Annotated in this window: 23 protein-coding genes; 3 read left to right on the top strand and 20 right to left on the bottom strand. The window is 33.4% G+C overall.

Annotation, left to right across the window (positions count from 1 at the left end):
- Nucleotides 1-4: 4 nt before the first annotated feature.
- The 4 genes from BN1225_RS03420 to BN1225_RS03405 form a co-directional block, all read right to left on the bottom strand.
- Nucleotides 5-766, bottom strand: coding sequence for a YihY/virulence factor BrkB family protein (locus tag BN1225_RS03420; RefSeq protein WP_041138392.1), 762 nt, complete (start codon nt 764-766; stop codon nt 5-7).
- A gap of 85 nt (nt 767-851) precedes the next feature.
- The gene (gene thiI, locus BN1225_RS03415; protein WP_041138391.1) at nt 852-2,045 is read right to left on the bottom strand and encodes a tRNA uracil 4-sulfurtransferase ThiI; all 1,194 of its coding nucleotides are present in this window, start codon (nt 2,043-2,045) and stop codon (nt 852-854) included.
- 4 nt (nt 2,046-2,049) lie between these two features.
- Nucleotides 2,050-3,189: a cysteine desulfurase family protein gene (locus BN1225_RS03410; RefSeq protein WP_041138390.1), complete on the bottom strand. Its 1,140-nt coding sequence runs from the start codon at nt 3,187-3,189 to the stop codon at nt 2,050-2,052.
- Between the two features lie 76 nt (nt 3,190-3,265).
- The gene (locus BN1225_RS03405; protein ID WP_041138389.1) at nt 3,266-5,011 is read right to left on the bottom strand and encodes a septation ring formation regulator EzrA; all 1,746 of its coding nucleotides are present in this window, start codon (nt 5,009-5,011) and stop codon (nt 3,266-3,268) included.
- Between the two features lie 301 nt (nt 5,012-5,312).
- Here BN1225_RS03405 and rpsD point away from each other — a divergent pair, with 301 nt between their 5' ends.
- Entirely contained in the window at nt 5,313-5,918 is a 606-nt protein-coding gene (rpsD, locus tag BN1225_RS03400; RefSeq protein ID WP_041138388.1) for a 30S ribosomal protein S4, read from the top strand.
- A 61-nt stretch (nt 5,919-5,979) separates the two neighbouring features.
- On the opposite strand, the gene BN1225_RS03395 is transcribed toward rpsD, so the two are convergent.
- The 5 genes from BN1225_RS03395 to BN1225_RS03375 form a co-directional block, all read right to left on the bottom strand.
- A complete protein-coding gene (locus BN1225_RS03395) occupies nt 5,980-6,777 on the bottom strand; it encodes an endonuclease/exonuclease/phosphatase family protein (protein WP_041138387.1) in 798 nt (265 codons plus the stop codon).
- Nucleotides 6,778-7,245: 468 nt separating this feature from the next.
- Nucleotides 7,246-7,563, bottom strand: coding sequence for a cyclic-di-AMP receptor (locus BN1225_RS03390; protein ID WP_041138386.1), 318 nt, complete (start codon nt 7,561-7,563; stop codon nt 7,246-7,248).
- A gap of 94 nt (nt 7,564-7,657) precedes the next feature.
- Entirely contained in the window at nt 7,658-8,191 is a 534-nt protein-coding gene (locus tag BN1225_RS03385) for a flavodoxin family protein (RefSeq protein WP_041138385.1), read from the bottom strand.
- A gap of 73 nt (nt 8,192-8,264) precedes the next feature.
- The gene (locus tag BN1225_RS03380; RefSeq protein WP_041138384.1) at nt 8,265-9,371 is read right to left on the bottom strand and encodes an aldo/keto reductase; all 1,107 of its coding nucleotides are present in this window, start codon (nt 9,369-9,371) and stop codon (nt 8,265-8,267) included.
- A gap of 1 nt (nt 9,372) precedes the next feature.
- On the bottom strand, nt 9,373-10,542 hold the full coding sequence (locus BN1225_RS03375; protein WP_052466287.1) for an iron-containing alcohol dehydrogenase: 1,170 nt from the start codon (nt 10,540-10,542) through the stop codon (nt 9,373-9,375).
- Nucleotides 10,543-10,713: 171 nt separating this feature from the next.
- On the opposite strand from BN1225_RS03375, the gene BN1225_RS03370 reads away from it, so the two are divergent.
- Nucleotides 10,714-11,595, top strand: coding sequence for a MurR/RpiR family transcriptional regulator (locus tag BN1225_RS03370; RefSeq protein WP_041138383.1), 882 nt, complete (start codon nt 10,714-10,716; stop codon nt 11,593-11,595).
- A 357-nt stretch (nt 11,596-11,952) separates the two neighbouring features.
- Here BN1225_RS03370 and BN1225_RS03365 read toward each other — a convergent pair whose 3' ends face one another.
- From BN1225_RS03365 to BN1225_RS03340, 6 genes are all read right to left on the bottom strand, one after another.
- Complete coding sequence (locus BN1225_RS03365; RefSeq protein WP_041138382.1) at nt 11,953-12,660, bottom strand: SDR family oxidoreductase; 708 nt, start codon at nt 12,658-12,660, stop codon at nt 11,953-11,955.
- Between the two features lie 13 nt (nt 12,661-12,673).
- Complete coding sequence (locus tag BN1225_RS03360) at nt 12,674-13,831, bottom strand: MFS transporter (RefSeq protein ID WP_041138381.1); 1,158 nt, start codon at nt 13,829-13,831, stop codon at nt 12,674-12,676.
- Nucleotides 13,832-13,840: 9 nt separating this feature from the next.
- Nucleotides 13,841-14,656, bottom strand: coding sequence for an aldo/keto reductase (locus BN1225_RS03355; protein ID WP_041138380.1), 816 nt, complete (start codon nt 14,654-14,656; stop codon nt 13,841-13,843).
- Between the two features lie 385 nt (nt 14,657-15,041).
- Nucleotides 15,042-15,830, bottom strand: a complete 789-nt coding sequence (locus BN1225_RS03350) for a Cof-type HAD-IIB family hydrolase (protein ID WP_041138379.1) — start codon at nt 15,828-15,830, stop codon at nt 15,042-15,044.
- Nucleotides 15,831-16,035: 205 nt separating this feature from the next.
- Complete coding sequence (locus tag BN1225_RS03345) at nt 16,036-16,275, bottom strand: SemiSWEET transporter (protein ID WP_041138378.1); 240 nt, start codon at nt 16,273-16,275, stop codon at nt 16,036-16,038.
- A 271-nt stretch (nt 16,276-16,546) separates the two neighbouring features.
- On the bottom strand, nt 16,547-17,407 hold the full coding sequence (locus BN1225_RS03340) for a DMT family transporter (RefSeq protein WP_041138377.1): 861 nt from the start codon (nt 17,405-17,407) through the stop codon (nt 16,547-16,549).
- 386 nt (nt 17,408-17,793) lie between these two features.
- Here BN1225_RS03340 and BN1225_RS03335 point away from each other — a divergent pair, with 386 nt between their 5' ends.
- A complete protein-coding gene (locus tag BN1225_RS03335; protein WP_041138376.1) occupies nt 17,794-18,684 on the top strand; it encodes a MurR/RpiR family transcriptional regulator in 891 nt (296 codons plus the stop codon).
- Between the two features lie 57 nt (nt 18,685-18,741).
- On the opposite strand, the gene BN1225_RS03330 is transcribed toward BN1225_RS03335, so the two are convergent.
- From BN1225_RS03330 to BN1225_RS03310, 5 genes are all read right to left on the bottom strand, one after another.
- A complete protein-coding gene (locus BN1225_RS03330) occupies nt 18,742-19,962 on the bottom strand; it encodes an MFS transporter (protein WP_197066527.1) in 1,221 nt (406 codons plus the stop codon).
- Nucleotides 19,963-20,081: 119 nt separating this feature from the next.
- Nucleotides 20,082-21,434, bottom strand: a complete 1,353-nt coding sequence (locus tag BN1225_RS03325) for an MATE family efflux transporter (RefSeq protein ID WP_041138375.1) — start codon at nt 21,432-21,434, stop codon at nt 20,082-20,084.
- Between the two features lies 1 nt (nt 21,435).
- On the bottom strand, nt 21,436-21,855 hold the full coding sequence (locus BN1225_RS13995) for a C-GCAxxG-C-C family protein (RefSeq protein WP_052466285.1): 420 nt from the start codon (nt 21,853-21,855) through the stop codon (nt 21,436-21,438).
- Between the two features lie 249 nt (nt 21,856-22,104).
- A complete protein-coding gene (locus BN1225_RS03315; RefSeq protein ID WP_041138374.1) occupies nt 22,105-22,614 on the bottom strand; it encodes a helix-turn-helix domain-containing protein in 510 nt (169 codons plus the stop codon).
- A 760-nt stretch (nt 22,615-23,374) separates the two neighbouring features.
- Nucleotides 23,375-24,325: an Abi family protein gene (locus tag BN1225_RS03310; protein ID WP_041138373.1), complete on the bottom strand. Its 951-nt coding sequence runs from the start codon at nt 24,323-24,325 to the stop codon at nt 23,375-23,377.
- Between the last annotated feature and the right edge of the window lie 147 nt (nt 24,326-24,472).

Genomic DNA, 24,472 nt, shown 5'->3' with positions numbered 1-24,472 from the left:
CATTCTACATAATATATTGATCCAAAGCATTTACTGCAAACCCGATATAAATCGCTTTCGCAAAAAAATCAAACATCAATAGCAACACTGCCACACTCGCAAACGGTCCGTAAATCGTTGTGTAATTGGCAAATCTTAAGTATATACTAAATCCAAAAATAATCAATATAAATAATACGGAGGTAACTAACGCGCCTCGATAAATCTCTTTTAATGTCAAAGGAATAGACGGCACTACCTTGAACATGATCAGCATGATAATCAAGACAAAGAAAAAGCCGCCGCCAAATTGGATCAAACTCCAAATAGGTCCTAAATTCAATAAATTCAATATAAAAGGAACGATTGTCATCAGCACCATTAATCCTAAAATCAAGACGACCAGCAGCAAAGTATTTAAAGCCGCCGTAAAGCGAGCCGGCATATATGGCTTAGGGTCTACTTTATACATATAATCCACCGTCCTTGTCACACGGTAAATTCCTTTGGAACAGACATAAAGACAGATCAGCAAAGTAATGATGGAATAGTAGGAAACACTTCTGGAAGTCAATATTTCAATCATACTATTGGCAATATTTTCATTAAAAACCGTTTTAATTACAGATGTATCTTCTGCCAGATCAAAGTGCAATAGCTGAGCAAAACTTGCCAGCAGCGTTGCCGCCGGAATCAACGACAAGATGAAATAATAAGCCAAACTGGTTGTATCCTCAGTTGAGACATGGCGTACATAAAAATCATACATTCGTCTTAGCCTGTTCATAGTTTCACCTCTTATTCTTTATTATATATGAAATAATTTGAAAATGATACAAATTACAATCATAAAAAAATCTCCAAATCGGAGATTAAAATAGATCCTCTTCATTTTTAGGATGCGCACAAATCAATAAAGATTCCGTATTTTCTACACATTCTTTAATTAAGCTTTCATAATCAAAGTTTTCTTCATAACTAAGCACACGATGAAGCCTTGGTTTGGTTGCCGGATTTTTTGGTGTGAAAATTGTACAGCAATCTTCATAAGGCTCGATGGAAATATCATAAGTATCGATCTTTTGAGCGATATCAATGATTTCTAATTTATCCATACAGACAACCGGACGAATGATCGGCATAGTGGTTACTTCATTGATAACACTCATGCTTTCCAAAGTCTGCGAGGCCACCTGACCGATACTTTCTCCATTGGCTAATACTAAGCAATGATTTTTTTTGGCAATTTCACATGCCACACGATACATCATGCGGCGCATGCAAGTCATCGCATAAGATTCATCGCAGTGTTCATAGATGGCTAATTGAAGATCTGTGAAAGGAACGATATGCACTTTAATTTTATCTGTATAAGCGGTTAGTTTTTCAACCAAACGCAACACTTTATCACGTGCTCGATCGCTTGTATAAGGAGGAGAGGAGAAATGAATACATTCAATCATAACGCCTCTTTTTAATGTCAGATAACCGGCTACCGGGGAATCAATCCCACCTGAAAGCATCAATAACGCTTTACCGCCGATACCAACGGGATATCCCCCTGCTCCTTTGACCACATCATTCATGATATATGTGTATTCTTTACGCAATTCTACTTTTACCAGAATTTGCGGATGATGCACATCCACTTTAAGATCTTTGGTTGTATGATTAAAAACATGTCCTGCCAATACCCGATTTATTTCTTGTGAGCTAAGCGGAAACGCTTTATCATTTCTTTTCGTATCGATCTTAAAGGTTGTTCCTTCACAATTTTCTACGATGTATTCTACTGCTTTCTTTATTTCTTCTAAATCACTATTCACTTTGATTGCCAATGAAAAAGAGTGGATGCCAAATACCTTTTTCAATTTTTCAACAACCGCTTCCTGATTTTCATCATGAAGCAGAATATATAAACGATCGTAAGTTCTCTGATATTCCAAATGACTAAATTCAGCTAAAGCCGCTTTAACATTTTGAACTAATTTCCCAATAAAGAGCTTACGGTTCTTTCCTTTTGTTGTGAGTTCACCAAAGCGAACTAAGATATGGTCATACTGCATTCTTCTACCTCTGTTTCTTTAAATTTTTCATGGTTTCTTGGACCGCATTGATAAATGTGTCCAATTCTTGCTGTGATGTTAACGCGGATAAACTGATGCGAATCGCACTGCTGCCAATAGCCGGATCAACTTTCATCATTTCTAAAGTACGTGACATTTGATTCGATTTGGTCGAGCAGGCAGAACGAGTAGAAACGTAAATTTCATATTTTTCCAATTCATGAACAAACACTTCCGGTTTATAGCCTACAAAGGAAACATTAATAATATAAGGAGACCCATTGGTCAAAGGTGTATTAATGACCACTCCTTCATTTAAAATCAAACGTTCTCTTAAATAGTGATTCATCTGCTTGACTTTCATTAGCTTATCGTTCAAATTCTCCAATGCCAAACGCATCGTTTTTGCCAGCACAATATTTGTCAGCACATTGCTGGTTCCTGCTCTCAAATTAAATTCCTGCTGTCCGCCACTAATGAGCGGAACGATCTGACAGCTGTTTTTTTTCATTAAAATACCACTGCCTTTGAGACCATATATTTTATGAGCTGAAAAGCTGGCTAAATCGATCTGACTTAAATCAATCGGTACTTTTCCTAAAGATTGTACCATATCAATATGGATTTTAGTCAGTGGATTTTTTTCACGGACAATCTTTACGATCTGATCAACAGGATTAATGAATCCTACTTCATTATTTATATGCATGATTGATACCAATATCGTATCCTTACGAATCGCCTGATTTAACTGTTCCAAATCTAATTTTCCATAGCTGTCGACATTGATATAAGTGATTTCATAACCAAATACTTTTTCTAGCTGATGACAGGTTTCATACACAGATGAATGTTCACAGGTACTTGTAATAATATGTTTGCCACGATTAGCATATTGAAATGCCACGCCTTTGATTGCCATATTGTTAGCTTCACTAGCCCCGCTGGTAAACAAAACTTCATCATATTTAACGTGCAGCATGTCTGCAATCAACTGACGGGATTTATTCATCAAGCTTTCCGTTTCCAACCCTAATTTATGAATGGAATCCGGATTCGCAAATAATTCATTTAATAACTTTGTGTACGTTTTGGTCACTTCTGGGTTTAGCGGTGTTGTCGCTGTATAATCTAAATAGATCAATCTACTCCCTCATTTCTTTCATAGACATTATATGCAAACTCATAAAATAAAATCAATAATTAAATGAAAAACCCTACTACAGGGTAGGATTTTTAACACTTTTTGTTGTAAGTCTTTCATTAAAACCGGGCTGAATCTTTTCGACAATATCCACCGCAATCTTCAGCGCTTCTGAATATTCTCCGTTTCTAAACAATAATTCTGCTTTCGTCAACTCCGTATTCACCTCTAAAAATGCAGAGCGATAACGATTTCCATAGACAATCGTTTCTTCCACCATATCGGCTGTAATCACCAAATTATGGACATTTTCATAAAGCTGATAAATGATATCTCTTGCTTCATCTGCTTGCTTTGTCAGAACGTTCAAATCAATAGGCAGACTGTTTCTTAAAATTTGAATGGCATTCGCACGTTCATATGCTTCATCGATATAATCAATATATTTCTCCGAGATTGAAGGCAAATGAGTATTTTTAATTTCTGATTTAATTTCCAATAAAACGATATTGACATTATCTAATTCATCAATCGCTCTTTGTTCTGTCAAGTAAAGTTCATCACGCTTACTAAAGAAGTAACGTAAGGTATCTTCATACTTTTCACTTTTAGCCAGTAAGTCTTTTAAGCGTTCCACTACGACCGCATAACTGAAATCTTTCGATTGAATCAGATGTTCCAAACTTTTTGTTTCATCTAAAATGATTTCCAATTCCGGATAAGACTGTTCGATATCTAAATGAAGATCTTCGATCATATAACGTTCATGCAGTTTTTTATACTCGGTAATCGCATATTTATAATCTTCATGTACTTCGCTGATTTTATTGAAGATATCCTTCCAAATCGTTAAATATTCATTATGAGCGGCTTCTTCCTGCTCAAAATCTTTCATTAATTCATTGATTTCTGTGGTAATGACTTCTAAAGTGGACCCCACCGCCTCAATTTTTAAATCCTGCATATCTTTCAATGCCGATTCTAATTCCATCTGCATTTTATTAAAACGTGTCGTTGCATTCAAGCGCTCCAAACAGAATCCATTTTCGTTCATGCTTTCCATTCTCTTGGTAATTTCAGAAAAGCGTTTAGGAATATAGTTTCTTGAAATAGAAACATATGTAGGTAAATCACGTACATTAACCGCTAAGAAATCTATCGTTTCTCTTAACTTCGCACATTTTTCATTTGCTTCTGCATAAAGCTGTGCATTCATCATTTCCTCTAATTCCGAAAATTCCTGTTCCAAAGTGACTAGAGATTCCCCTACTGCCGGAACATATTCATCAATCTTGTATTTCACATTTTCAAAACTAGCTGCCAGCTCACGGTATTTCTCTTTCAACTTAATAATGACAACACGCTGTTCATTTTCAATTTCTGTAATTGTCTCAATATCTGCCAGCAATTCCGTTGCATCTTTTTTATATTTTTCTACCAGTAGTTTTAAGCTGACCAGCTTGCCTTTTACTTTACTTAATCTTCTAAAGTAGAGCTGTTCATCGATTTCATTAATCGCAAAAGCAACTTCTTCTTTCAATAATGTATTCAACGCATCGTTTCTTTCTAAGAACTGTTCGTATTTTTCGACTAATCCTTCATCATTTAAAGCAATCTTTTTTACGCGTCCCAAACGGTATTGAATCGGCATACTTTTAATTGAATTGATTTCCCCATCCAATTCCAATACCTCTTTGCGATATTTCTTTAATTTCATTGATCGATATACAAAAAAAGTAATAATCAACGCGATTAAAACGACCAATATAATAATAAGTTTAGATTTTCCAAAACTATTGACAAAGTCCATGATTGATTGCATACTCACACCCCTAATTGATTTCTTTTTAAATTATAGCATAGTTCCTTGTTGAATTCATTATATACTTTTTGTTTTTTTCATTATTTTTCTTGCAAATAATACTTAAATCATGTAATATGTAATGGTGCTAGAAAGAGGCAGCACATGTTGTTATCAAAAAAGCGTTCATAACCAGGCGAAAACCCACGTTTGTAAAGTATCTGGCTGCAAATGAGAAATACTTAATATGAACACTTCTGATATGAAACATGCGTCTAATTATTTCAAAGCAAAAATAATGAAATTAGATGGAGGAACACAAATGTCACGTTACACAGGACCACAATGGAAAATTTCTAGACGTTTAGGATTTTCTACATTAGAAACAGGAAAAGAATTAAACAGAAGAGCTTATGCTCCAGGACAACATGGTCAAAAAAGAAGAAAATTAACTGAATACGGAACTCAGTTAGCTGAAAAACAGAAAGTAAGAAATATGTATGGAATGAGTGAAAAACAATTCCGTAACACATTCTTTAGAGCAAGTAAAATGTCTGGGGTTAAAGGGACTAACTTCTTCTGCTTATTAGAATCAAGATTAGATAACTTAACTTACAGATTAGGTTTAGCAACTACTCGTAGAGCAGCTAGACAATTAGTTAACCACGGACATATCTTAGTTAACGGTAAAAAAGCGAACATCCCTTCTTACCAAGTAAAAGTTGGAGATGTGATTTCTGTTAAAGAATCATCTAGAAACTTAGCAGTGATCAAAGCCGCTGTAGAAGCAACTACACATATCCCAGGATTCGTTGAATTTGATGCAGATAAATTAGAAGGTAAATATGTAAGATTACCTGAAAGATCTGAATTAAATCAAGAAATCAATGAATCATTAATCGTTGAGTACTACAACAGATTGGGTTAATCGAAACGGTCTTCATGACCGTTTTTTTATTTATAATTACGTATTCATTAAAAAAAGCAGCCTAGGCTGCTTTTTCCAATTCCACATAAATCGCTACATGATCCGATACCCGATCTCCTTCTAAGAAAAAACGTTTCGCATCAATGGCACGATAATCGTTCGTATTCGTAAAGATATAATCTAATCTCAATTTTTCAGCATGTCTGAATTCAATTCCGCTGGGATTAATAAATGTATAGTCATTCATCCCTTCCGGATTCGCCTGCAAATACTGGTCAACATAAGATTGTGATACAACCATGTCATAATAACGTGTATTGTAATCATTGCTAAAGTCACCACTAATGACAGTAAAAACATCCGGTTCTTCTTTGATCCATTGATCTAGCTGTTGAAATTGATATTCAAAGGGTTCATATTCATCATCCCCCCATCCTAAGTGGACAGAGTATACATTAATTTTTTGATCATGATCCCATAGCGTGATTTTCATCACTTTACGGCTTTTATAGCTGAAAGTATCCGCTGTTTTAGAAATGTAGCGGCACTCTACTTTTTCAATTGGACAACGGGTAATGATGCCAATTCCCTCTTCATAAATGGTAAAACCAAAATGAGAAAAATCCCAGGCATAATGATACGTATCCTTCGCTTTTTCATTCACCATATCGCATATAATCTTTAACGCATTATCTTCACGAATATGGTCATGTGCATAAGGTGTATTAATTCTTTGCGATGCTTCTGAAAAGCACATAGCATCAATCTCTTCGTCAATAATTTTATCGGCAATTCGACGAAATTTTTCTTCCTGATTATCTTCCTGATAAGAATTAAGATTTAAAGCCATGATTTTCATAACCGCATTCCCCCGTTTAAAAACATTAGATCGTTGTAAAATAAAATATTAATATCCGCCATAATAAAGTACTGTAATACAGTATAGCACACTATTTAGGGGTATTCTAGTATCATTGGCGCTTTTATTCACAACAAATAAGAGTAAGCGCTTTAGATTTTAATAAATTGTTATCCTTTGGCAAAGACCGATCAATATCAAAGAAATTAACAAGCTATCACTTGCCTTTTTCTATTTGATCAGAATCTTTGCCTAGCCAAATCTTGTCCTCACCCCAATAATATTCATGAAGCCAATCGGAATATTCGTTGTTTATTGCATTTGTTTTTTTGCGTAACACCTTTGTGATATTTTATATTTTTTAAGCATCCTACATATGATTAATAGAAATCAAGCGTTTTTAAATTTAAACAGGACTCATTCATCTAAAAAAACTGGAACGATCTTCCAGTTTAAATCCCCAAAAAATTACATCTTCCTAAATTCTTGCAAATCCAATATAAACAAAGTTGCACCCCCAACCTCCACTTCTACATATTGAGAAGTGAGGTCAGCGAATTCATTTAATGGAACAATCGGTTTTTTCACTACTCTTTTTTGAGAGTAAGATGAAATGATGCGAATAACTTCATCCACTCGATTTGTTCCAATGAGCAAAGTTGTATTGCCTTTTTCTAAAAAGCTGCCTACACTCGCAATTTTTGTCAGATAAATATGGGCTTCTCTTAGATGCATTTCAACATTTTTAGTATCTTCATGATGGATAATGGCAATGATTAGTTTCATTATATGTGTCCCCTTTACATTTTTTTAAGAAGCAATGGCTATGGTAAAAACATTCAGCCTTGCTTCTCTCCTTACTTTTGAAAATAGGAATGTCCTATTGAAGTGACTTTCCAAGTTCATATGCTTGCTTAAAGGCAGAGTGCCCTAAAACATCTCCCATTTTCTCAACCCCGGCAGCTAAAATCATCCCCAAATTTTCTACACCATCCAAACAACTTAAGTAAGATTCATATCCACTTATTGTAGTTTTCATTGCTTCGGGGCTTGGATCAGCTGAAGTCGCAATCAATATTGTCTTTTTAAAATGTTTCTTTTTATAAAAGGCATAGGTTCTATCGATCAGCAACTTTAAACTTGATGAAAGATTATAGAAATAAACCGGTGTCGCCATCACCAAGACATCTGTGTTCTGAATGACTTTTGATAGATCTTTCATATCATCATCTTGAATACATCCATCGTGTTCTTGACAATAATCACACCCCTTACAAGGATGAATATTTAATTGATGCAGACTAACCTTGCTGACAATATTTCCTTTTTCTTTTGCCCCTCTAATCAATTCGTCACATAACAAATCTGAATTTCCCTTCGTTCTCCCTGATGAAGAAACCACTAATATATTCATAACCCTACTCCTTCCAATATGTTAATAAAAAACTATTAATGATAATGTTCCCTTGACCAAGAAAACATTTTACCTAATGATCAAACTCCTTAGAAACTTCTTTTAATAAGGACATGATTTCCAGATGCTGCGGACAGACCCCTTCACATTGTCCACATTCAATACAGGCACTCGCGCTATGATGCTGACCCGATGTATGATTTTTATAATATGTCTCATACCTTCTATTTGCACCATATGTTTTGGCACTGTTATAGGCGGTAAACAAATCAGGAATCCTGATCTTCATAGGACACCCAGGCACACAATAGCGGCAAGCCGTACATGGAATCGTCGGGTATGACAATACCTTTTTTGTTACCATATTAATCAGATTATTTTCTTCAACGTTCAAAGGTTTAAAATCTGACATGGTGGATAAATTGTCATTCATTTGTTCTTCGTTAGACATACCCGAAAGAATGGTCATGACTCCATCTTTAGAACCAATGTATCGCAATGCCCATGAAGCAATAGAAGCATTCGCATTGTAATCTTTTAATATAGCTTCTACTTCCGTTGGAAATGCCGCTAAAGTTCCTCCTTTGATCGGTTCCATCACTACAATCGGTTTATGATGTTTTAGCGCTACTTCATAATTTTTTCGTGATTGAATTACACCATTCTCCCAATCTAAATAGTTTAATTGAAGCTGAACGAAATCAACTTCCGGATGTTCTGTTAATACTTGATCTAAAAACTCAGCACTATCATGAAATGAAAAACCGATATATTTTATCTTCCCTTGTCTTTTCATTTCAGAAACAAATTCAAAACAATGATATTTTTCATAAGTCGAATAATGACTTTCTTCAATGCTGTGCAGTAAATAGAAATCAAAGTAATCCACTCCACATAACTTTAACGATTCATTAAAGATACGTTCTACATCTTCTTCACTTTTTAAACTCCAAGCGGGAAGTTTATCTGCAATGGTAAACAAAGCGCGGTCATAGCGGTCTACAAGTGCCGCTTTCATTGCGGCTTCACTTCCTGCATATGCATATGCGGTATCAAAATAATTAAACCCTTTTGCCATAAAAGCATCGACCATCCGATTGACTTCTGTCTGCTTGATGGTTCCCTCATCATCTTTTGGCAAACGCATCAGCCCAAATCCTAACTTTGAATATGATAACATCTTATTTTCCTCCTATCGATAATTGAACAATTCTTTGTAAATCTTCTTTTGAAATGATATTTCTTTTCGCGACTTTCTCAATCTCACTTTCAAATTCTTGATAAGTGGTAAACGGCATGTCCATATCTTTTAAACAGTGAACTAATCCAAGATCATCAAAGAATTCTTGTAATTTTAAAGCTCCTTCATAAGCTATTTCCAAACACGTTTTTCCCTCTTGATTCACTCCCATGACATTTATTGCAAATTGCTTAAATAAAGACAAGTGATCTTTACAACATACCATCATGTATTTAGGAAAGGTAATGGCAATCGCTGTTGTATAATTTAACTCTGCCTTTTCATCAATGATGCCACTTAATGGACCTGCCATCCACTTAGCTCCTTTTCCACGTCCGAGGATTCGATTTGTAACCAATGCACTTGCCCACATCAACTGACTTCTTGCGTTGTAATCTGTTTGATTATGCTTTAAATCTTTCAATGCTTCCATTACGACTTTGCAAATGGTTTCGATAAATCCATCTTGGATCGGTGTATTACGAGTATCGCAAAAATACTGCTCCAAAGCTTGTATCATGATTTCTACACCATGATAGGCTGTCTTTTGAAACGGGATGGAATAGGTTAATTCCGGATCTAAAACTGCAAATGAAGGATATGTTTTTATAAATGAACCAATGCTTCCATGAACACCTGTAACGTCATGATCAATCTCGCTATTTCCATCCATTTCACTGCCGCTTCCTGCTATTGTCACAACGGCTCCAATCGGCAAAGCCTCAAGATCATCCCATGGGATTTTTCCGGTTAAGACATCCCAAATATCAACCTGATTAGCTGCCCCCAATGCTATCGATTTAGCAACATCAATACAGGTTCCACCCCCGATCCCAACAACAAGCTCCACTTTGTTTTGTTTACATATTTCAATGCCTTCATAAACTCGATCGAGGGTAGCAGATTTCACTCCGCCTAACTCAAATATAGAAATACAATGTTTTTTTAATTGTGTTACAATACAATCATATGTCCCATTATCCTTAATACTGTTTCCACCATAAACAAGTAACACTCGATTTCCATAATTTAAAATTTCATTGCTTAACTTATCGATGACTCCTTTCCCAAAAATAACTTTAGTTGGATTTTGATATTCAAAATTAATCATAATGCCTGCCTCCTTTTTCTGTATTCAATATATAATGACCTATACAGATGAACAAGTAAGAAACAACCATTTGAAATATCATTTACATTTTTTTGTTTTTTGGCGATCGATTTTTAGAATGCGATTTACATGATCCGTATGATATAATAATTCACAGGAGGTGTCTATTCCATGCTTATAACAGAACGTTTAGAACAATGCGATTTTTCAAACAGTGAACGAATAATCATTGATTATATCCTTGAAAAAAAATCAGAAATCGCGAATATGACTACTAAAGCGATTGCTGAAGCAACGTATACTTCGCCTTCCACCCTGATAAGAATTGCCCATAAGATGAATTTTGATGGATGGAACGAATTAAAACAAGCGTATTTAAAAGAAACAGAATACTTAGAATCTCAAGTATCGGATATTGATGCTAATATCCCCTTTCGACGTAATGAGCCTATTATGAACATCGCTAAGAAAATCGCCTTATTACAAAAGGAATCGATTGATGATACATTATCACTGATTGTCCATGATGATTTACAAAAAGCGATTCAGATAATTCGAAAAGCGGACTGTATTCATTTGTTTGCCGTAAGCAATAATTTACTTATCACTCAAGAATTTAAACAGCAAATGTCAAGAATTAAAAAAAGGGTTGAAATCCATGCCTTACAAAGTGAAATTGTTTTTAATGCTTGTTTAAGTGAGCCCACTTCTTGTGCTTTAATTGTTTCCTATTCTGGTGAAACGGATATTCTTAATCGCTGTATTCGTGCTTTAAAAGCAAATTCGGTCCCGATTATTGCAATTACAAATATTGGTAATAACACCACTGCTCGTTTATCGGACTGTGTATTGAAAATTTGTACAAGAGAAAAACTATATTCTAAAATTTCTACCTATTCAACCGATACGGCCATCGTGTATTTATTAAATGTTATCTATTCATGTATCTTTGCTCTTGACTATGATAACAACTTAAATTTAAAAATACAAAGTTCAAAAATGATTGAGAACGGCCGCTTTTCAACATTAAATATTATTAAAGAAGATCATTAAACCATCCGTACTGCCGGCCCTTATTCATTGGATGTTATCATCAGCACTATTTTCTTTAAGTGCAATCATTTATCACAAATCACATCATACATAAAAATTATAAAACAAAAACTTGGAACTGCCTTATCGGTGCATTCCAAGTTTTTTTGCTATAGTGTTTGATTAGCTGCTTCATTTTAATAATGAACGTTACAAGTAAGATTAAATCCGCTAATAACTATGCAGGCTGACAAAAAACAGGCGGCTGCAAATTCAAAGCTTTTTGCATCTATACTTTTTTTGTCATATCTTTCACCATAATTTCACTTCCTCTTAATCCAACGTATAAGAGTGTACGCCAAAATTTAATACTTTATTTTATATTTGATATTCCCAGCCATTTTCCCCATGATAGATCATCAATTTATTCATTCCGCCATCCACTGTTATATTTTCACCTGTGATAAATCCGGCATGTTCACTACATAAAAACAGTACTAATGAGGCAATATCTTCTGCTGTACCAACTCTCTTTACAGGATGTTGATGCAGATCCGGTAAACTTAAAGATTGCTCTCCTAAATGAATCCATCCCGGAGAAACAGCGTTAACACGTGCAGTTCCTGCTAATGAAATGGCTAGCGAATGAGTTAAAGCGGCTATTCCTCCTTTTGCTGCGGAATAACTTTCACTTTGAGGTTGGGACATATGATCTCTTGATGAAGAAATATTGACAATACTAGCACCTTCATTCAAATAAGGCTTTAATAGTTTTACCATCATAAAAGGGGCTGTTACCCCGACTTTTAACGCATAGTTGAATTCTTCAAAAGAACATGTATCAATCCCTTTAAATAATGGTTTGGCATTATTAATGATATAATCCACATGACCAAAATCATGAACGACCTTTTGACAAAAATCTTGTATATGTGTTTCTTCGGCAAGATCTCCTTGAAAATAGTCATTCTCTTTTAAATCAAAGACCGCTGTCTTTGCTCCTTGTGATTTAAACATATCCACGATACATTTCCCTATACCGCTTGCTCCACCTGTTACCACCACAACTTTATTTTTAAAATTCATGTTATCCTTCCTTTCATTGAAATAAACGATTCGTATTCCCCTTAGGTAATTTCATAATACAACAAATTAAAAGTGTAATAACAGAACTTATCAATAAAAACATAAATAATATTTGATAATTTGTATGATCTAAGATCATTCCGCCGACACTTTGAAATAAAATAGAAGTAAAACTCTTAAACGTAGAAACAATGGCTAATGCTGTCATTTGATGGGATGCATCCACAAGAGAAGCAATAATTTTCATATTCAGCATGATAAATGTCATTGTAGCAACTGCTTTTGTTAATATGGCAACCATGATCTGAACCATTTCTACATGTATGATACTATATGTAAAAAACTGGATAACTAATAAACTCATAACCCCAATAAGTAATTGTTTGTTGGTTAACTGATCCATATATTTATGTGAAAAAAATATAATCGGAAGTTCAGATAACGTGATAAAGAAAATGATTGTGGACACAATATTTACAGCGATTCCTTCATTTTGAAACATCGATGGCAAATAGGTGGAATTAATATTGGTTATACCATAAAACATTGAGGCAATGAGCAAATAGGTGACAAACGGTTTATTTAAGAAGATACTTTTGAATGCCCCTTTGGATGTTGGCTTTGATTTCTCATTTCTTTTGATATCGCGGGTTCCATAAATCCCTAAAAGGCAAAATAATAAGGAAATGGCAAAACATATATACATACTTTCGGGAGAAATATAGCGATAGATAATTCCTCCTATTTGTGATCCTAAAGCGTACCCGATGGTTCCCCAAATTCGGATATGTCCATATGTAAAAGGGGAAAACGTTGCCATTCTTTCAATCACCGGATTCGTTCCATTAAATAAAGCAAGTGCTAAACTATAAACAAGTGCGATCAGATAGATGTTTTTCATCCATATGAAGCTTATTCCCAGTAATGCCGAAAGGAATAAACAAAGGCTATTGACCTTCTTAAGAGCATAACGATCATTCAGATACCCTATCAATGGCTGAAAAAGCATAGAGACAACAAACGAACTTGAAACAACAAAACTAACTTGTGAAGCTGTATACCCTTTATCCATTAAATAAATGGAGATAAGCCCGGAAAAGAGGGCCAATGAGAAAAAGTAAAATAAATACATCAGCACATAAGCCCAATAATTCCTTTTTTCTTTATTCATAACTAACCTCTAAAAGTGGAAATTATCTGGATCCGGTCCAGTTCTTAAGTTTTGATTTAAGCTATTCATAGTCTCCATATCTTCCTCTTGTAATTTAAAATCAAAGAGATGGGCATTTTCAATAATTCTCTCTTCGTGCACTGATTTAGGAAGAATAACAATCCCTTTTTGTAATAACCACCTTAAAATAATTTGTGCGGGTGATTTACGATATTTTTCGGCTATGCTTATAATAGCCGGTATTTTCAAACATGCCCCACTTCCCAATGGTGACCATGCTTCTAACACAATACCATTTTCTTTACAAAATTGATATAATTCCTCATCTTGCATTTGGGGATTAAATTCCATTTGATCAACTGCTGGTATAATATGCACATGGGCTAACAGATGTTCTAAATGGTGTTTTTTAAAGTTAGATACCCCAATATTTTTAATATATCCTGCCTGCATCAGTTTTTCCATTTCCAAATATGCATCAACATATCCCTTTGCGGGCCAATGAATTAAATACAAATCCACATAATCAAGCCCTAATTTTTTTAGACTCGATTTTAATGCTTCTTCCGTTTTTCCTTGGCGAACATCTTCATTCCATAATTTTGTTGTTATAAATAGGTCTTCTCTTGCAATACCGCTTTCTTTAATGGCTTCCCCCACTGCTTCTTCATTCCCATAGGCGGCAGCAGTATCGATATGACGATATCCATTTTTCAAGGCAGTAAGAACGGCTTGTTTTGTCAATTCTCCACTTTGCCATACTCCCAATGCCAGCATCGGCATTTCGTTTGAACTGTTTAATTTCACTTTTGTTTGTATTTTCATAATATTGCTCCTTTTATATCATTTTATTTAACAGGCTGTATAATCGATCATAAAATATGTTAGTTATAAGAGGAATACGAAAGTTTGTTTTGAGCATCATTTTTGGAAGAAAAATTTGAGTTACATGGAGATTCAAATCCATATACATCATGATAATTCTCATATTCCTCTTAAATGGGATATACTCTTAAAATGGAGTACATTTTGAAATAATCGATATGGATTATTTCATATAGAGTCTATCTTTTTATAGGTAAAAAGAAAATAAGAAACCGACTGTTTGAAATATTGTTCGCAAATATCAAACTTTTTGTTTATCTTTTTGTAAATGTTATTTCTATAGATTGCGAAACGATTGCTTCATTATCTAATAATAGATAGACCACTATAAATTAAATAATTCTTCTAGTTTATCAGCCACCCCATTATCATCGACACTTTTGCAAACATCCTTTGCTTTATTTTTTAATTCCGGAATTGCATTTCCCATTGCAATCGGATAAGCAATGAGGTCAAACATTTCAATATCATTTTCCCCATCGCCAAAGCAATAAGTATCTTCTAACGATCCCCCTACTTGATTCAAAATTTCCTTAACAGCAAGGGCTTTTGAATTTCCTTTCTTGAAAAAATCAATACTGTTTATTTCCTCGTAAACTTCATAAGATAATAAATTCAGATAGGGTTTTAATAGTTTAAAATTTTGCTTATTGCCATAGTGTATTTCCAGTTTCACAATGTCATTCATGATGTCTTTTTCTACAGCATCGGTGCTGATCTTTAAATATTGTTTGTTATTTTTATATAAATCTGATGCATGTATAAAATTTTGATGGATATAACTGTCATAGGGTGAATGCGCAATATATTCTATTTGATTATTTTTTAATAACTGAAAGAGCTCATTGATAACCTGTGACTCAATAGCGTGGATTTTTAAGTTTTTATTTCTATACTGAACATGTGTTCCACTTGCCAAGATATAACCATCAAATCCAAGCTCTTTAATCTCCGAATTCACATATGCAAATGGACGGCCTGTTGAAATAAAACAAAGATGTCCTTGCAGCATCGTCTTTTTAATAGTCTTTTTCACTGCACTGGAAATCTTTTTAGAAGATGGTGAGAAAATAGTCCCATCGATATCAAAAAAAATAATTTTTTTAGAACTCATATTGATATGCTCCTTTCATCTGTTTGAGTGATGCTCTTGCATTGCCCGTTCCAAACAAGAATACTTTTATATAATAAAGAAAAAATGTAAAACAAATCTTCATCTTTCGGAGTCAATTTGCCAGCTCCAATCGAAAATCAAAATATAGAGATTTTCGGAAGAATCAGGCCATATTAGAAACATCTAAAATAATAAAATGCTGCATTTATTTATATTTAATTTTATAGGTTAAAATTATGGATGCAAAAACAAAAGTAATTGCATTTGCGCCAATTAGATTATAATCCTGAATGTTCCACCCATGAATCATCCATAAAAAGACACCGATCACAAACATTGTATACATCCCAAGTGAAATACCAGAAGTATCTTTTGTTTTAATAACTTGATAAGCTTGAGGTAAGAAAGACAATGTTGTTAATATTGCTGCAATTGTACCGATCATATCAATATCACCTCCTTTTTATTGAACTTGGCATGATTATCACCTATCGAATAGAAAATGTAAATTTGCTTCTTCAACTTACCAATCATATTTACAAATTGATTGTGACATCTTATCATTTTTTTGAAACGATGTTTACAACATTGAGTATTCCCACTCTTGATAATGTTCACTTAAAGTTCTCTCATTTTCTTCTTAACACATCAGGTAAGTATTCAAAATAAAACATAAACTTTCTAATAAAAAGACTCTGTCTTCATTCTGTTTATAGTTATTCAACCTGATTCAAAGAGATATCATACTTTGCTGATTTCTTTTTAATTTTCTTATTTTCTAAATATAAATGACCTACTATTCCTGTCACCATGACGATAGCACCGATGAAAGACATTGGTCCAAGGACTTCTTGAAATATGAGATATGCCCATATAGGAGCAAACACGATTTCCAACATACAAATAATATTAGCAGTAAACGCATTGACCCTCACAATCCCTCTGGCAAAACATAAACTTCCCAGTCCGGCACATATCAATCCGCTTCCCGCCATTGCTGTCCATTCAACGGTTGTAACGTTTCTGAAATCCTTAATCACGAAACCAATAAGAAGCAATGAGAAAATAAAACTAATGATCATTGAAGAATATGGATCGGCTTTCTCTTTCGTATTGACATAGAATTGCAAACCATAAAATGCCCCCGATAGGATCGCTATTATGTTCCCTAACATCCCCTTAAAGGAAATAGAGTCAAAGAAAAATAAGATCATTCCCAGAATAACCATAAATATAATTCCAATTTGCTGCAGTTTCGGTAATTTTCTTTTATCAATACACTGGTAGATTAAAACAAAAATCATGGATGTATATTGTAAAATGATTGCATTCCCAACTGTCGTTAGCTGATTTGCACAAATGAACGTTATTCCCATTATAAACTGGCAAAAACTAGCAAATAGTATAGTCTTATTCCATTTTACCTTCTGATGATTAAAGATTAGATTAAAGCTTATTCCAATTCCGGCATTCGTCACGCTGATCAAAAGAGCCGACTGATTGTTAAAGCGAATACAGATTCCTGCAAAGCTCCAAAATAAAGCCGTCAATAATAAATAGATATATCCTTTTTTCATCTTTCTTTCCCCTCCATTCAAAGTGGATTATCTTCCTTTTTTCCTCAATACCTGCGATATCCACTGTTTATCATGAAGAAGATTATCATAAAAAATCACCGAATATAATATGGAATGAGGCTAATGAAATAACGTTTACACTTTATTTTAGTTTTGACAATCCCCTTGTAAACGCGATTTACAAATTCTATGTTTGGAGGCAACATTCATCGCTTTTTTAAGCTTCTCGATTTTAATCGGTCTTTTTCTATTCATAATTAATTCTCAATAAAATAGGCAAACTTTATCGATACATTCCTTTATTATCCTTAACATTTCGTTACTGTTCTTGATTTAATTTGTAAATAGGATTTAGATTTTATATAATAAAAACGAGGTGATAGCGCATGTTATTAAAAGAACGCATGATGAATTATCCTTTTTCTAACAGTGAAAGGATTAACGTAGATTATATTTTAGAAAAGCAACACGAAATAAAAGACTATTCCACCAAAATGATTGCCGATGAAACATACACTTCACCGTCTACTCTCATTAGGATATCAAAGAAATTAGGTTTTAATGGTTGGAATGATTTTAAAATGGCATATCTTGAAGAAGTGGATTACATAAATAAGCACTTTCAGGATATTGATCCGAACTTTCCCTTTACGAATCAAGACACCATCATGACTATTGCCAGTAAAATTGCCAATTTGCATGCCGAAAGCGCCAAAGATACTCTGTCTCTTATGCAGCATGATGCCTTACAAAAAGCTGTTCAGATATTAAGACGTTGTAAAGAGGTAAGAGTCTTTGCCATATCAAATTTAAATTATGTTGGTGAAGAATTTGTTTTCAAATTAAATCGCATTCAAAAGAAAGCAAGTATTGCTCTTGTACAAGATCTCATGTTCCATGATGCAGCAATGATGGAAACAACAGAATGTGCCATTTGTATTTCTTATTCAGGAGAAACACCCCATATCTTACAAGTTGCGACAACCCTAAAAGAAAACAATGTCCCTATTATAGCCATTACAAGTGTTGGAAATAATCGTTTATCGGATATGGCTAATGTAACATTGCATATTTCCACAAGAGAAAAATCATACTCTAAAATAGGTGGCTTTGTTTCTTTAGAATCGATTTCTATAGTTTTAAATACACTTTATTCTTGTTTGTTTTCATTAAATTATCAAGCTAATCTTGATTACAAATTAAAAATATCAAATCGTATTGAAATTACTCGTTCAATAGACAATACAATCATTGCAGAAGGTCTTAAAGAAGACTAAAGGTTCAAGTTTTATCCTTGAACCTTTTTTCATTAAAATACTAATCCTTTTACAGCATTAATTAAATAATCCCTTATCATTACCTGCGGGAATTTTAAATAAGACTGTCATAATCAAGCCAATCGTAATGACACCTAAGGCACATAAAAACATGTTTTGATAGGTGGTGACATTGAGAATTTGACCCCCAATATTTTGGAAAATTACAGATGAGAGGTTACGACATGTTTGAACGAAAGCCAATGCCGTAATTTGATATTTTGCATCGACCAATGTATTGACCACTTTTAAGTTAATCATAATAAATAGCATTCCAGCTGGATGCTTAACGATAAAAGTAGCAATGACTTGTAAAGGCAGCCAAAGATTAAATGCGTAAATGGAATACAACGTGATGACCATGCAAAAAGCTAAAATCATCAATTTTTTATTGGCAATCTTATCCATAAATTTATAAGAGAGCAATACTATAGGCGCTTCACAAACAACTGCCAGTGATAAAATAATTGAAACCGTGGAGATATTCAGACCTTCTGATTGAAAATAAGCAGGCGTAAATGTATGTCCCATATTCGTAACTCCAAAAAAGATCGCTGAAATAAGTAAATAATATATATATTTCTTGTTTGTAAGTATGGCTTTAAAGAAGCTATGATCTTGATGTTCATTTTCATCTTTTTCGGTTACTTTTGTATGAGGACTTGTTCCAAGCAAGCCGATGATTGAAATAGCCATCGTAAATACAAAAGTAACAAATATTGCTGATGGAGAAACAAAATCATAGATCAATCCTGCAAGCTGAGATCCTAGTGCATATCCAATCGTTCCCCATATTCTGATACGTCCATAGGGATAGGGACTTGTGGTTGCAATTCTTTCCATAATTGGATTTGTTCCGTTAATAAGTGTTAAGACAAAACTGTACCCGATAATCAGTTCAATCAACCGGGTGGCATTTACAAAGTAAATACCTCCTAGACCGGCTAAAGCAAATAATATCGTATTGATAAGTTTTAGGCTGAATCGATCACTTAATATCCCTATTATCGGTTGAAAAATCATTGACGCTAAAAAGGATGCAGAGACAACCAGTGAAACATCACTTGGTCTAAATCCTTTGTCAAGTAAATAAACGGATATAAATGATGAGAATAATGCCCATGATAAATAATAAAAGTTATACATTAAGAAATAACTGAGATAACTGTTCTTAAATCGTTCCATAAAATGCGGGAATATTCTTTTCTTATTTAATTTCATAAATGTTTCTTTTTCCATAGTTCCTACCTCCATGTTTTAAATTAAATGAAATAGTTCACCTGTTCAATCCTTGAAATGATAAACGGTATATCATTTACAATTTGACTCTTATTTATATTTATTTTTGTAAATAACATTTACGTATTATTTTGGTTCTCTAATTTGTTACGGACAAATTTTCTAAAGTATAAAAAGTTTGTCCCCGTCGTTAATAAATCCGAAATAGGTTCCGCTAATACGACTGCCATCATTTGATTGGATATAAATGTCGGTAAGATAAAAATTAATGGAATTAATAAAATAATTTTTCGATAAAAAGCAAAGAAAAATGATTTTTTACCTTCTCCCATAGAATTATAGGTTTGTTGACAAGTTGAATTTATTCCCAAAACACAGGCACCAAAGATATAAACTCTTAGCATTTTCGATCCCAAATCCAATAATTCTGGTGAAGATGTAAAAAGTCCGACAAAAAATTGGGGTACAATTTCCATTGTCAACGTGGCAATGAGCGTATAGGTTAAAGCGACTTTCATGGCTAAAGAGATTGTATGTTTGACACGCTCATAATTTTTAGCTCCATAATTAAAAGAAATGATCGGCTGGCTGCCCTGAGCAATCCCTTCCACAGGCAAAAGAATAAACTGAAACATGGAGGTCATAATCGTCATGGAACTAATAGCAAGATTTCCTCCGAATTTTAATAGCTGCTGATTAAACGATATTGTTAATAATCCTTCGGTAGCTGACATAAAGCAAGGTGAAGCTCCTAATGATAAAATTTGTTTCATAATTCTCCACTTTGGTTTTAAATAATGTTTGCGAATATGTAAAATGGTTTTTTTACCAAAGAAGAAATGCAATACCCAAAAACAAGATACACTTTGCGCCAGAACCGTTGCCAACGCAGCGCCCGTAACTCCCATATCGAAATAAAAAATAAAGATTGGATCTAAAATAATGTTAAGCCCGGCACCTAAAAGAATAGTGGCCATCCCATATTTTGTAAACCCTTGTGTATTAATAAAATAATTGAGCCCTACTGTGAGCTGTATAAAAATAGTACCTAAAGCATAAATCATAATATAGTTTTTCGCATAAGGGATAGTTTCTTGACTTGCCCCAAACAAATAGAGAATGGGTTCTTGAAAAATGAAAACAATAAGCGTTATAACAAGCGAAGATACGATTAAAGACATGAAACTATTTGATAAAATATGATCGGCTTCTTCATAGTCTTCCTCGCCTAAGCGAATCGAACTTAAAGGGGCACCCCCACGTCCGAATAACCCATTGAAAGCGTTAATGATTGTTGTTAAAGGGACACAGATCCCGATGGCTGCCATTGCTAAATTACCATCAGGTAATCGCCCAATATAAATACGGTCTACCATATTGTATAATAGGGAAACAATTTGAGCACAAATCGCCGGTACCGCTAACGAATATAGCAATTTTGATATTTTTTGATTTGCCAATGTATCTTTCATATTAGTTCTCTTCCCTCAAACATTCATCTAAAATTTTTATCCCTAATTGAATGACGTCTGTACAACAGCGATCACTTCTTTTTTTGTTTTCTTCTAATATTTCCTGACATTTTAATAATCCTATTTTCTCTTTAAAATCCATTGCTAAACATTTTGCACAAGCATAGCTCTTTAATTTTGATTTCGGGGCTTCCAGATTAGCATCACTCGTTTCTAAATAAGAGATAATCATTGCCATTATAATGGGAATGCAGCACATTTCTTCTAATCCGGCAACGCCTCTCCCTAATCCTTCTGCAAACTGAAATAATGTTTTTTCATCTATTGATAGTTCATTTTTATACGTACACAAAAAAGCTTGAGCACAGTTATATCCATTTTCATGTAAATGCTTTGCATCTTGTTGATGTCTATTGTTCACTAAGAATCTCCTCCTTTAATTTTTATAGTTTCATCTTATTAAATCTAAAGGATATTAAAAATACTTAGTGGCGAAAATAAAATGTCATTTACAATTTATGTTTAAAATAATATGTATTTTGTAAATAATATTTTCAATGATTATTAAAAAGAAAACCAGTCAACTCTATAATTGACTGATCTTTTTTGTATACATGAAGTTGTATAATTAATTTTACAAGTTTGACCGATACTATAAAACAGATAATCGTTACATTTTTTTCCTTGTCAAGAAAATCCCTGCTATTGCACCAATAAGAACAATCGGTGCTAACCTAACAAATACCCATTCAAACATATGAAACCCGACACCTAAAACTGCAGTTTCGGGATCATTATAATTCCAAGTTAAATAAGGACTATTTAACGTAATTAAGAGTATTAAAATTATGACTGTAACCGCACACAGGGTAAGAAGTAATCCTTGAATCATTTTTCGTCTTACCGCCTTTTTTTGTGCGAGCTGTAAATTTATAACCTCCAATTTTTCTGAAATTGCTTTTAAATCATCGACCTGTGTTTCGACAACCGTTTCCCCAAGCAGAGTGCTGACTGACGTTTCCAAAACCTCTGATATGGAAATCAACATATCGGAATCAGGAACTGATAATCCTTGTTCCCATTTCGATATTGTTTGTCGTACTACATTCAATTTAATCGCAAGTTCTTGCTGTGAAAGTCCTTTTGCTTTTCTGATCGCTTTAATGTTTTCATTTAACATTGCAAATGTCCTCCTTTTTATCTTCTGACAATATTGTATGTTGAATTGCCTGTTGCCACAAGCAACGCGTATTAACATTCAGGTTTTACTGAAGTATTATAATCAATATTTGCAAATACATTTTCAATGATTTCAAAAATATAGATAAAGCCTTGCTTTTCTTACCAAAACTTCATGACTGAATACAGTAACTTTCTATTTGCCAGCATTATGTTATATATTTTAAAATATAACATAATAAAAACATTTCACTTTGTTAAAGAGCAAATTATAAAGTCATATTCACACCTAACATATAGTACCATGCATTCTATCACATGCATTAACAAAAGCAGAAAATGAAATATTTTGGATACGATACACTCTGACCATCTAACAGCTTATTGCGGCTTCACCTAAATATATCACAGCATATTATTAAAAAAGCTGTCCCTTTTTCAACTAAAAAAAGATGTCAGCCTTTTTTGCTAACATCTCCTCTTCTTTATCGTATCACTACATTGACAAAATTATTGTCAATTCCAAAAAAGCATTGAAAATAAGGCGTTTTTTATTTTAGAATGGTGACTATACCAATTTTTACACCAATTGAAACATTAAGTTTTACAGAATTATAAAGAATATATGACAAAAGCAGCAAACTTGTAGTTTGCTGCTTCCCGCAAATGGAATATTTGGATTATGGCACAACCCTAGCCTTCCAACGGTTATATGCTACTTTATCTACATATATTATAGCATACAATTGAAATTATATCATTTATAGTTTGTGTATTTTGTCATATTTACTTTCCCAATCTGACGGTAAGATTTCAAGTAATTTCCAATCTACTTTACTTCTTAAAAGTATTTTACTAAGTGCAACTTTAAATTCTGTTCTTTCCTTATCATGTAATAATTTATTCAACGCATATACTCTAGAGAATAAATCAGAATTTGAAAAAAGCAGTCCATTATCAATCCTATCTTCTATAACTATTGAAGATGTTCTCCCAATCAAGATATTATGATGACAACATATATTCCTTAAATTTTTAATTGCATCTAACCATGTAACATATTGCTCAACATCCGTCTTTGAATGAGTCCTACCTATATAACCTTTATCTAATACCATCTTCTTATATTTCATATTCAAATACGAATACATTAAACAAATATTACCAAAATCAGCATATGAGAAATATACCCAACATGGTAATTTTTGATTCGTTCTAATACCACCTTTGCGATATTCAGCTAATTCTGGATATTTTTTTTGATTTTTTCTTATTTCCCCTTCTCTTTTTAATAAATCTTTAAACATAGTTTGAAAATAACGTTGATTCTTTTGCTTTTTTATTTTACTTTTCTCCGATTTAGATGGAGTATAAGAATTGACATCTAAATAAAATAATTCATTATTCAACTCTAATGATATAAAATCAGATATATAAGTTCTTGTCTGTATTTCTATATATTGACAGTATTCAAAAAATAATTTGCGCAACTCTATATCCAAACGATATAAGTTAAAAAGCAAATTATGATCAGGTTTTCTTCCTAACTGCGTTGTATGTGATAATAAATATTTGCCATATCTACTAGCTCGAAAATAACCCACACACTTCAAATATTCTCTCATTTTTTTATTTTGTCTGAAATTGACATACTTCTTCATCCAATTAATTTGTTCTTCTAAATTAATCGGTATATTATCTTGTTGTGACAATGTATTTACCTCCAAAAAAAAAGAATGGTATACCACTCTCAATCCCGTAAATGGAATATTTGGATTAGGGCATTACCCAAGCCTTCCAACGGTACACATAAAGTATAGCACAATTAAAAATTGCTATCAACTTTTAAATACATAAAA

Origin of the sequence: Beduini massiliensis (assembly GCF_000829905.1) — a bacterium.
GTDB lineage: Bacteria > Bacillota_I > Bacilli_A > Erysipelotrichales > Coprobacillaceae > Beduini > Beduini massiliensis.
The sequence above is the reverse complement of the archived record's forward strand: the minus strand, read 5'-3'. Positions and strand labels throughout refer to the sequence as shown.

What these genes read in the sequence shown, in the direction of transcription:
- BN1225_RS03420 (WP_041138392.1), bottom strand. Translation starts at nt 766, where the DNA reads ATGAACAGGCTAAGACGAATGTATGATTTTTATGTACGCCATGTCTCA.
- thiI (WP_041138391.1), bottom strand. Translation starts at nt 2,045, where the DNA reads ATGCAGTATGACCATATCTTAGTTCGCTTTGGTGAACTCACAACAAAA.
- BN1225_RS03405 (WP_041138389.1), bottom strand. Translation starts at nt 5,011, where the DNA reads ATGCAATCAATCATGGACTTTGTCAATAGTTTTGGAAAATCTAAACTT.
- rpsD (WP_041138388.1), top strand. Translation starts at nt 5,313, where the DNA reads ATGTCACGTTACACAGGACCACAATGGAAAATTTCTAGACGTTTAGGA.
- BN1225_RS03395 (WP_041138387.1), bottom strand. Translation starts at nt 6,777, where the DNA reads ATGAAAATCATGGCTTTAAATCTTAATTCTTATCAGGAAGATAATCAG.
- BN1225_RS03390 (WP_041138386.1), bottom strand. Translation starts at nt 7,563, where the DNA reads ATGAAACTAATCATTGCCATTATCCATCATGAAGATACTAAAAATGTT.
- BN1225_RS03385 (WP_041138385.1), bottom strand. Translation starts at nt 8,191, where the DNA reads ATGAATATATTAGTGGTTTCTTCATCAGGGAGAACGAAGGGAAATTCA.
- BN1225_RS03380 (WP_041138384.1), bottom strand. Translation starts at nt 9,371, where the DNA reads ATGTTATCATATTCAAAGTTAGGATTTGGGCTGATGCGTTTGCCAAAA.
- BN1225_RS03375 (WP_052466287.1), bottom strand. Translation starts at nt 10,542, where the DNA reads ATGATTAATTTTGAATATCAAAATCCAACTAAAGTTATTTTTGGGAAA.
- BN1225_RS03370 (WP_041138383.1), top strand. Translation starts at nt 10,714, where the DNA reads ATGCTTATAACAGAACGTTTAGAACAATGCGATTTTTCAAACAGTGAA.
- BN1225_RS03365 (WP_041138382.1), bottom strand. Translation starts at nt 12,660, where the DNA reads ATGAATTTTAAAAATAAAGTTGTGGTGGTAACAGGTGGAGCAAGCGGT.
- BN1225_RS03360 (WP_041138381.1), bottom strand. Translation starts at nt 13,831, where the DNA reads ATGAATAAAGAAAAAAGGAATTATTGGGCTTATGTGCTGATGTATTTA.
- BN1225_RS03355 (WP_041138380.1), bottom strand. Translation starts at nt 14,656, where the DNA reads ATGAAAATACAAACAAAAGTGAAATTAAACAGTTCAAACGAAATGCCG.
- BN1225_RS03350 (WP_041138379.1), bottom strand. Translation starts at nt 15,830, where the DNA reads ATGAGTTCTAAAAAAATTATTTTTTTTGATATCGATGGGACTATTTTC.
- BN1225_RS03345 (WP_041138378.1), bottom strand. Translation starts at nt 16,275, where the DNA reads ATGATCGGTACAATTGCAGCAATATTAACAACATTGTCTTTCTTACCT.
- BN1225_RS03340 (WP_041138377.1), bottom strand. Translation starts at nt 17,407, where the DNA reads ATGAAAAAAGGATATATCTATTTATTATTGACGGCTTTATTTTGGAGC.
- BN1225_RS03335 (WP_041138376.1), top strand. Translation starts at nt 17,794, where the DNA reads ATGTTATTAAAAGAACGCATGATGAATTATCCTTTTTCTAACAGTGAA.
- BN1225_RS03330 (WP_197066527.1), bottom strand. Translation starts at nt 19,962, where the DNA reads ATGGAAAAAGAAACATTTATGAAATTAAATAAGAAAAGAATATTCCCG.
- BN1225_RS03325 (WP_041138375.1), bottom strand. Translation starts at nt 21,434, where the DNA reads ATGAAAGATACATTGGCAAATCAAAAAATATCAAAATTGCTATATTCG.
- BN1225_RS03315 (WP_041138374.1), bottom strand. Translation starts at nt 22,614, where the DNA reads ATGTTAAATGAAAACATTAAAGCGATCAGAAAAGCAAAAGGACTTTCA.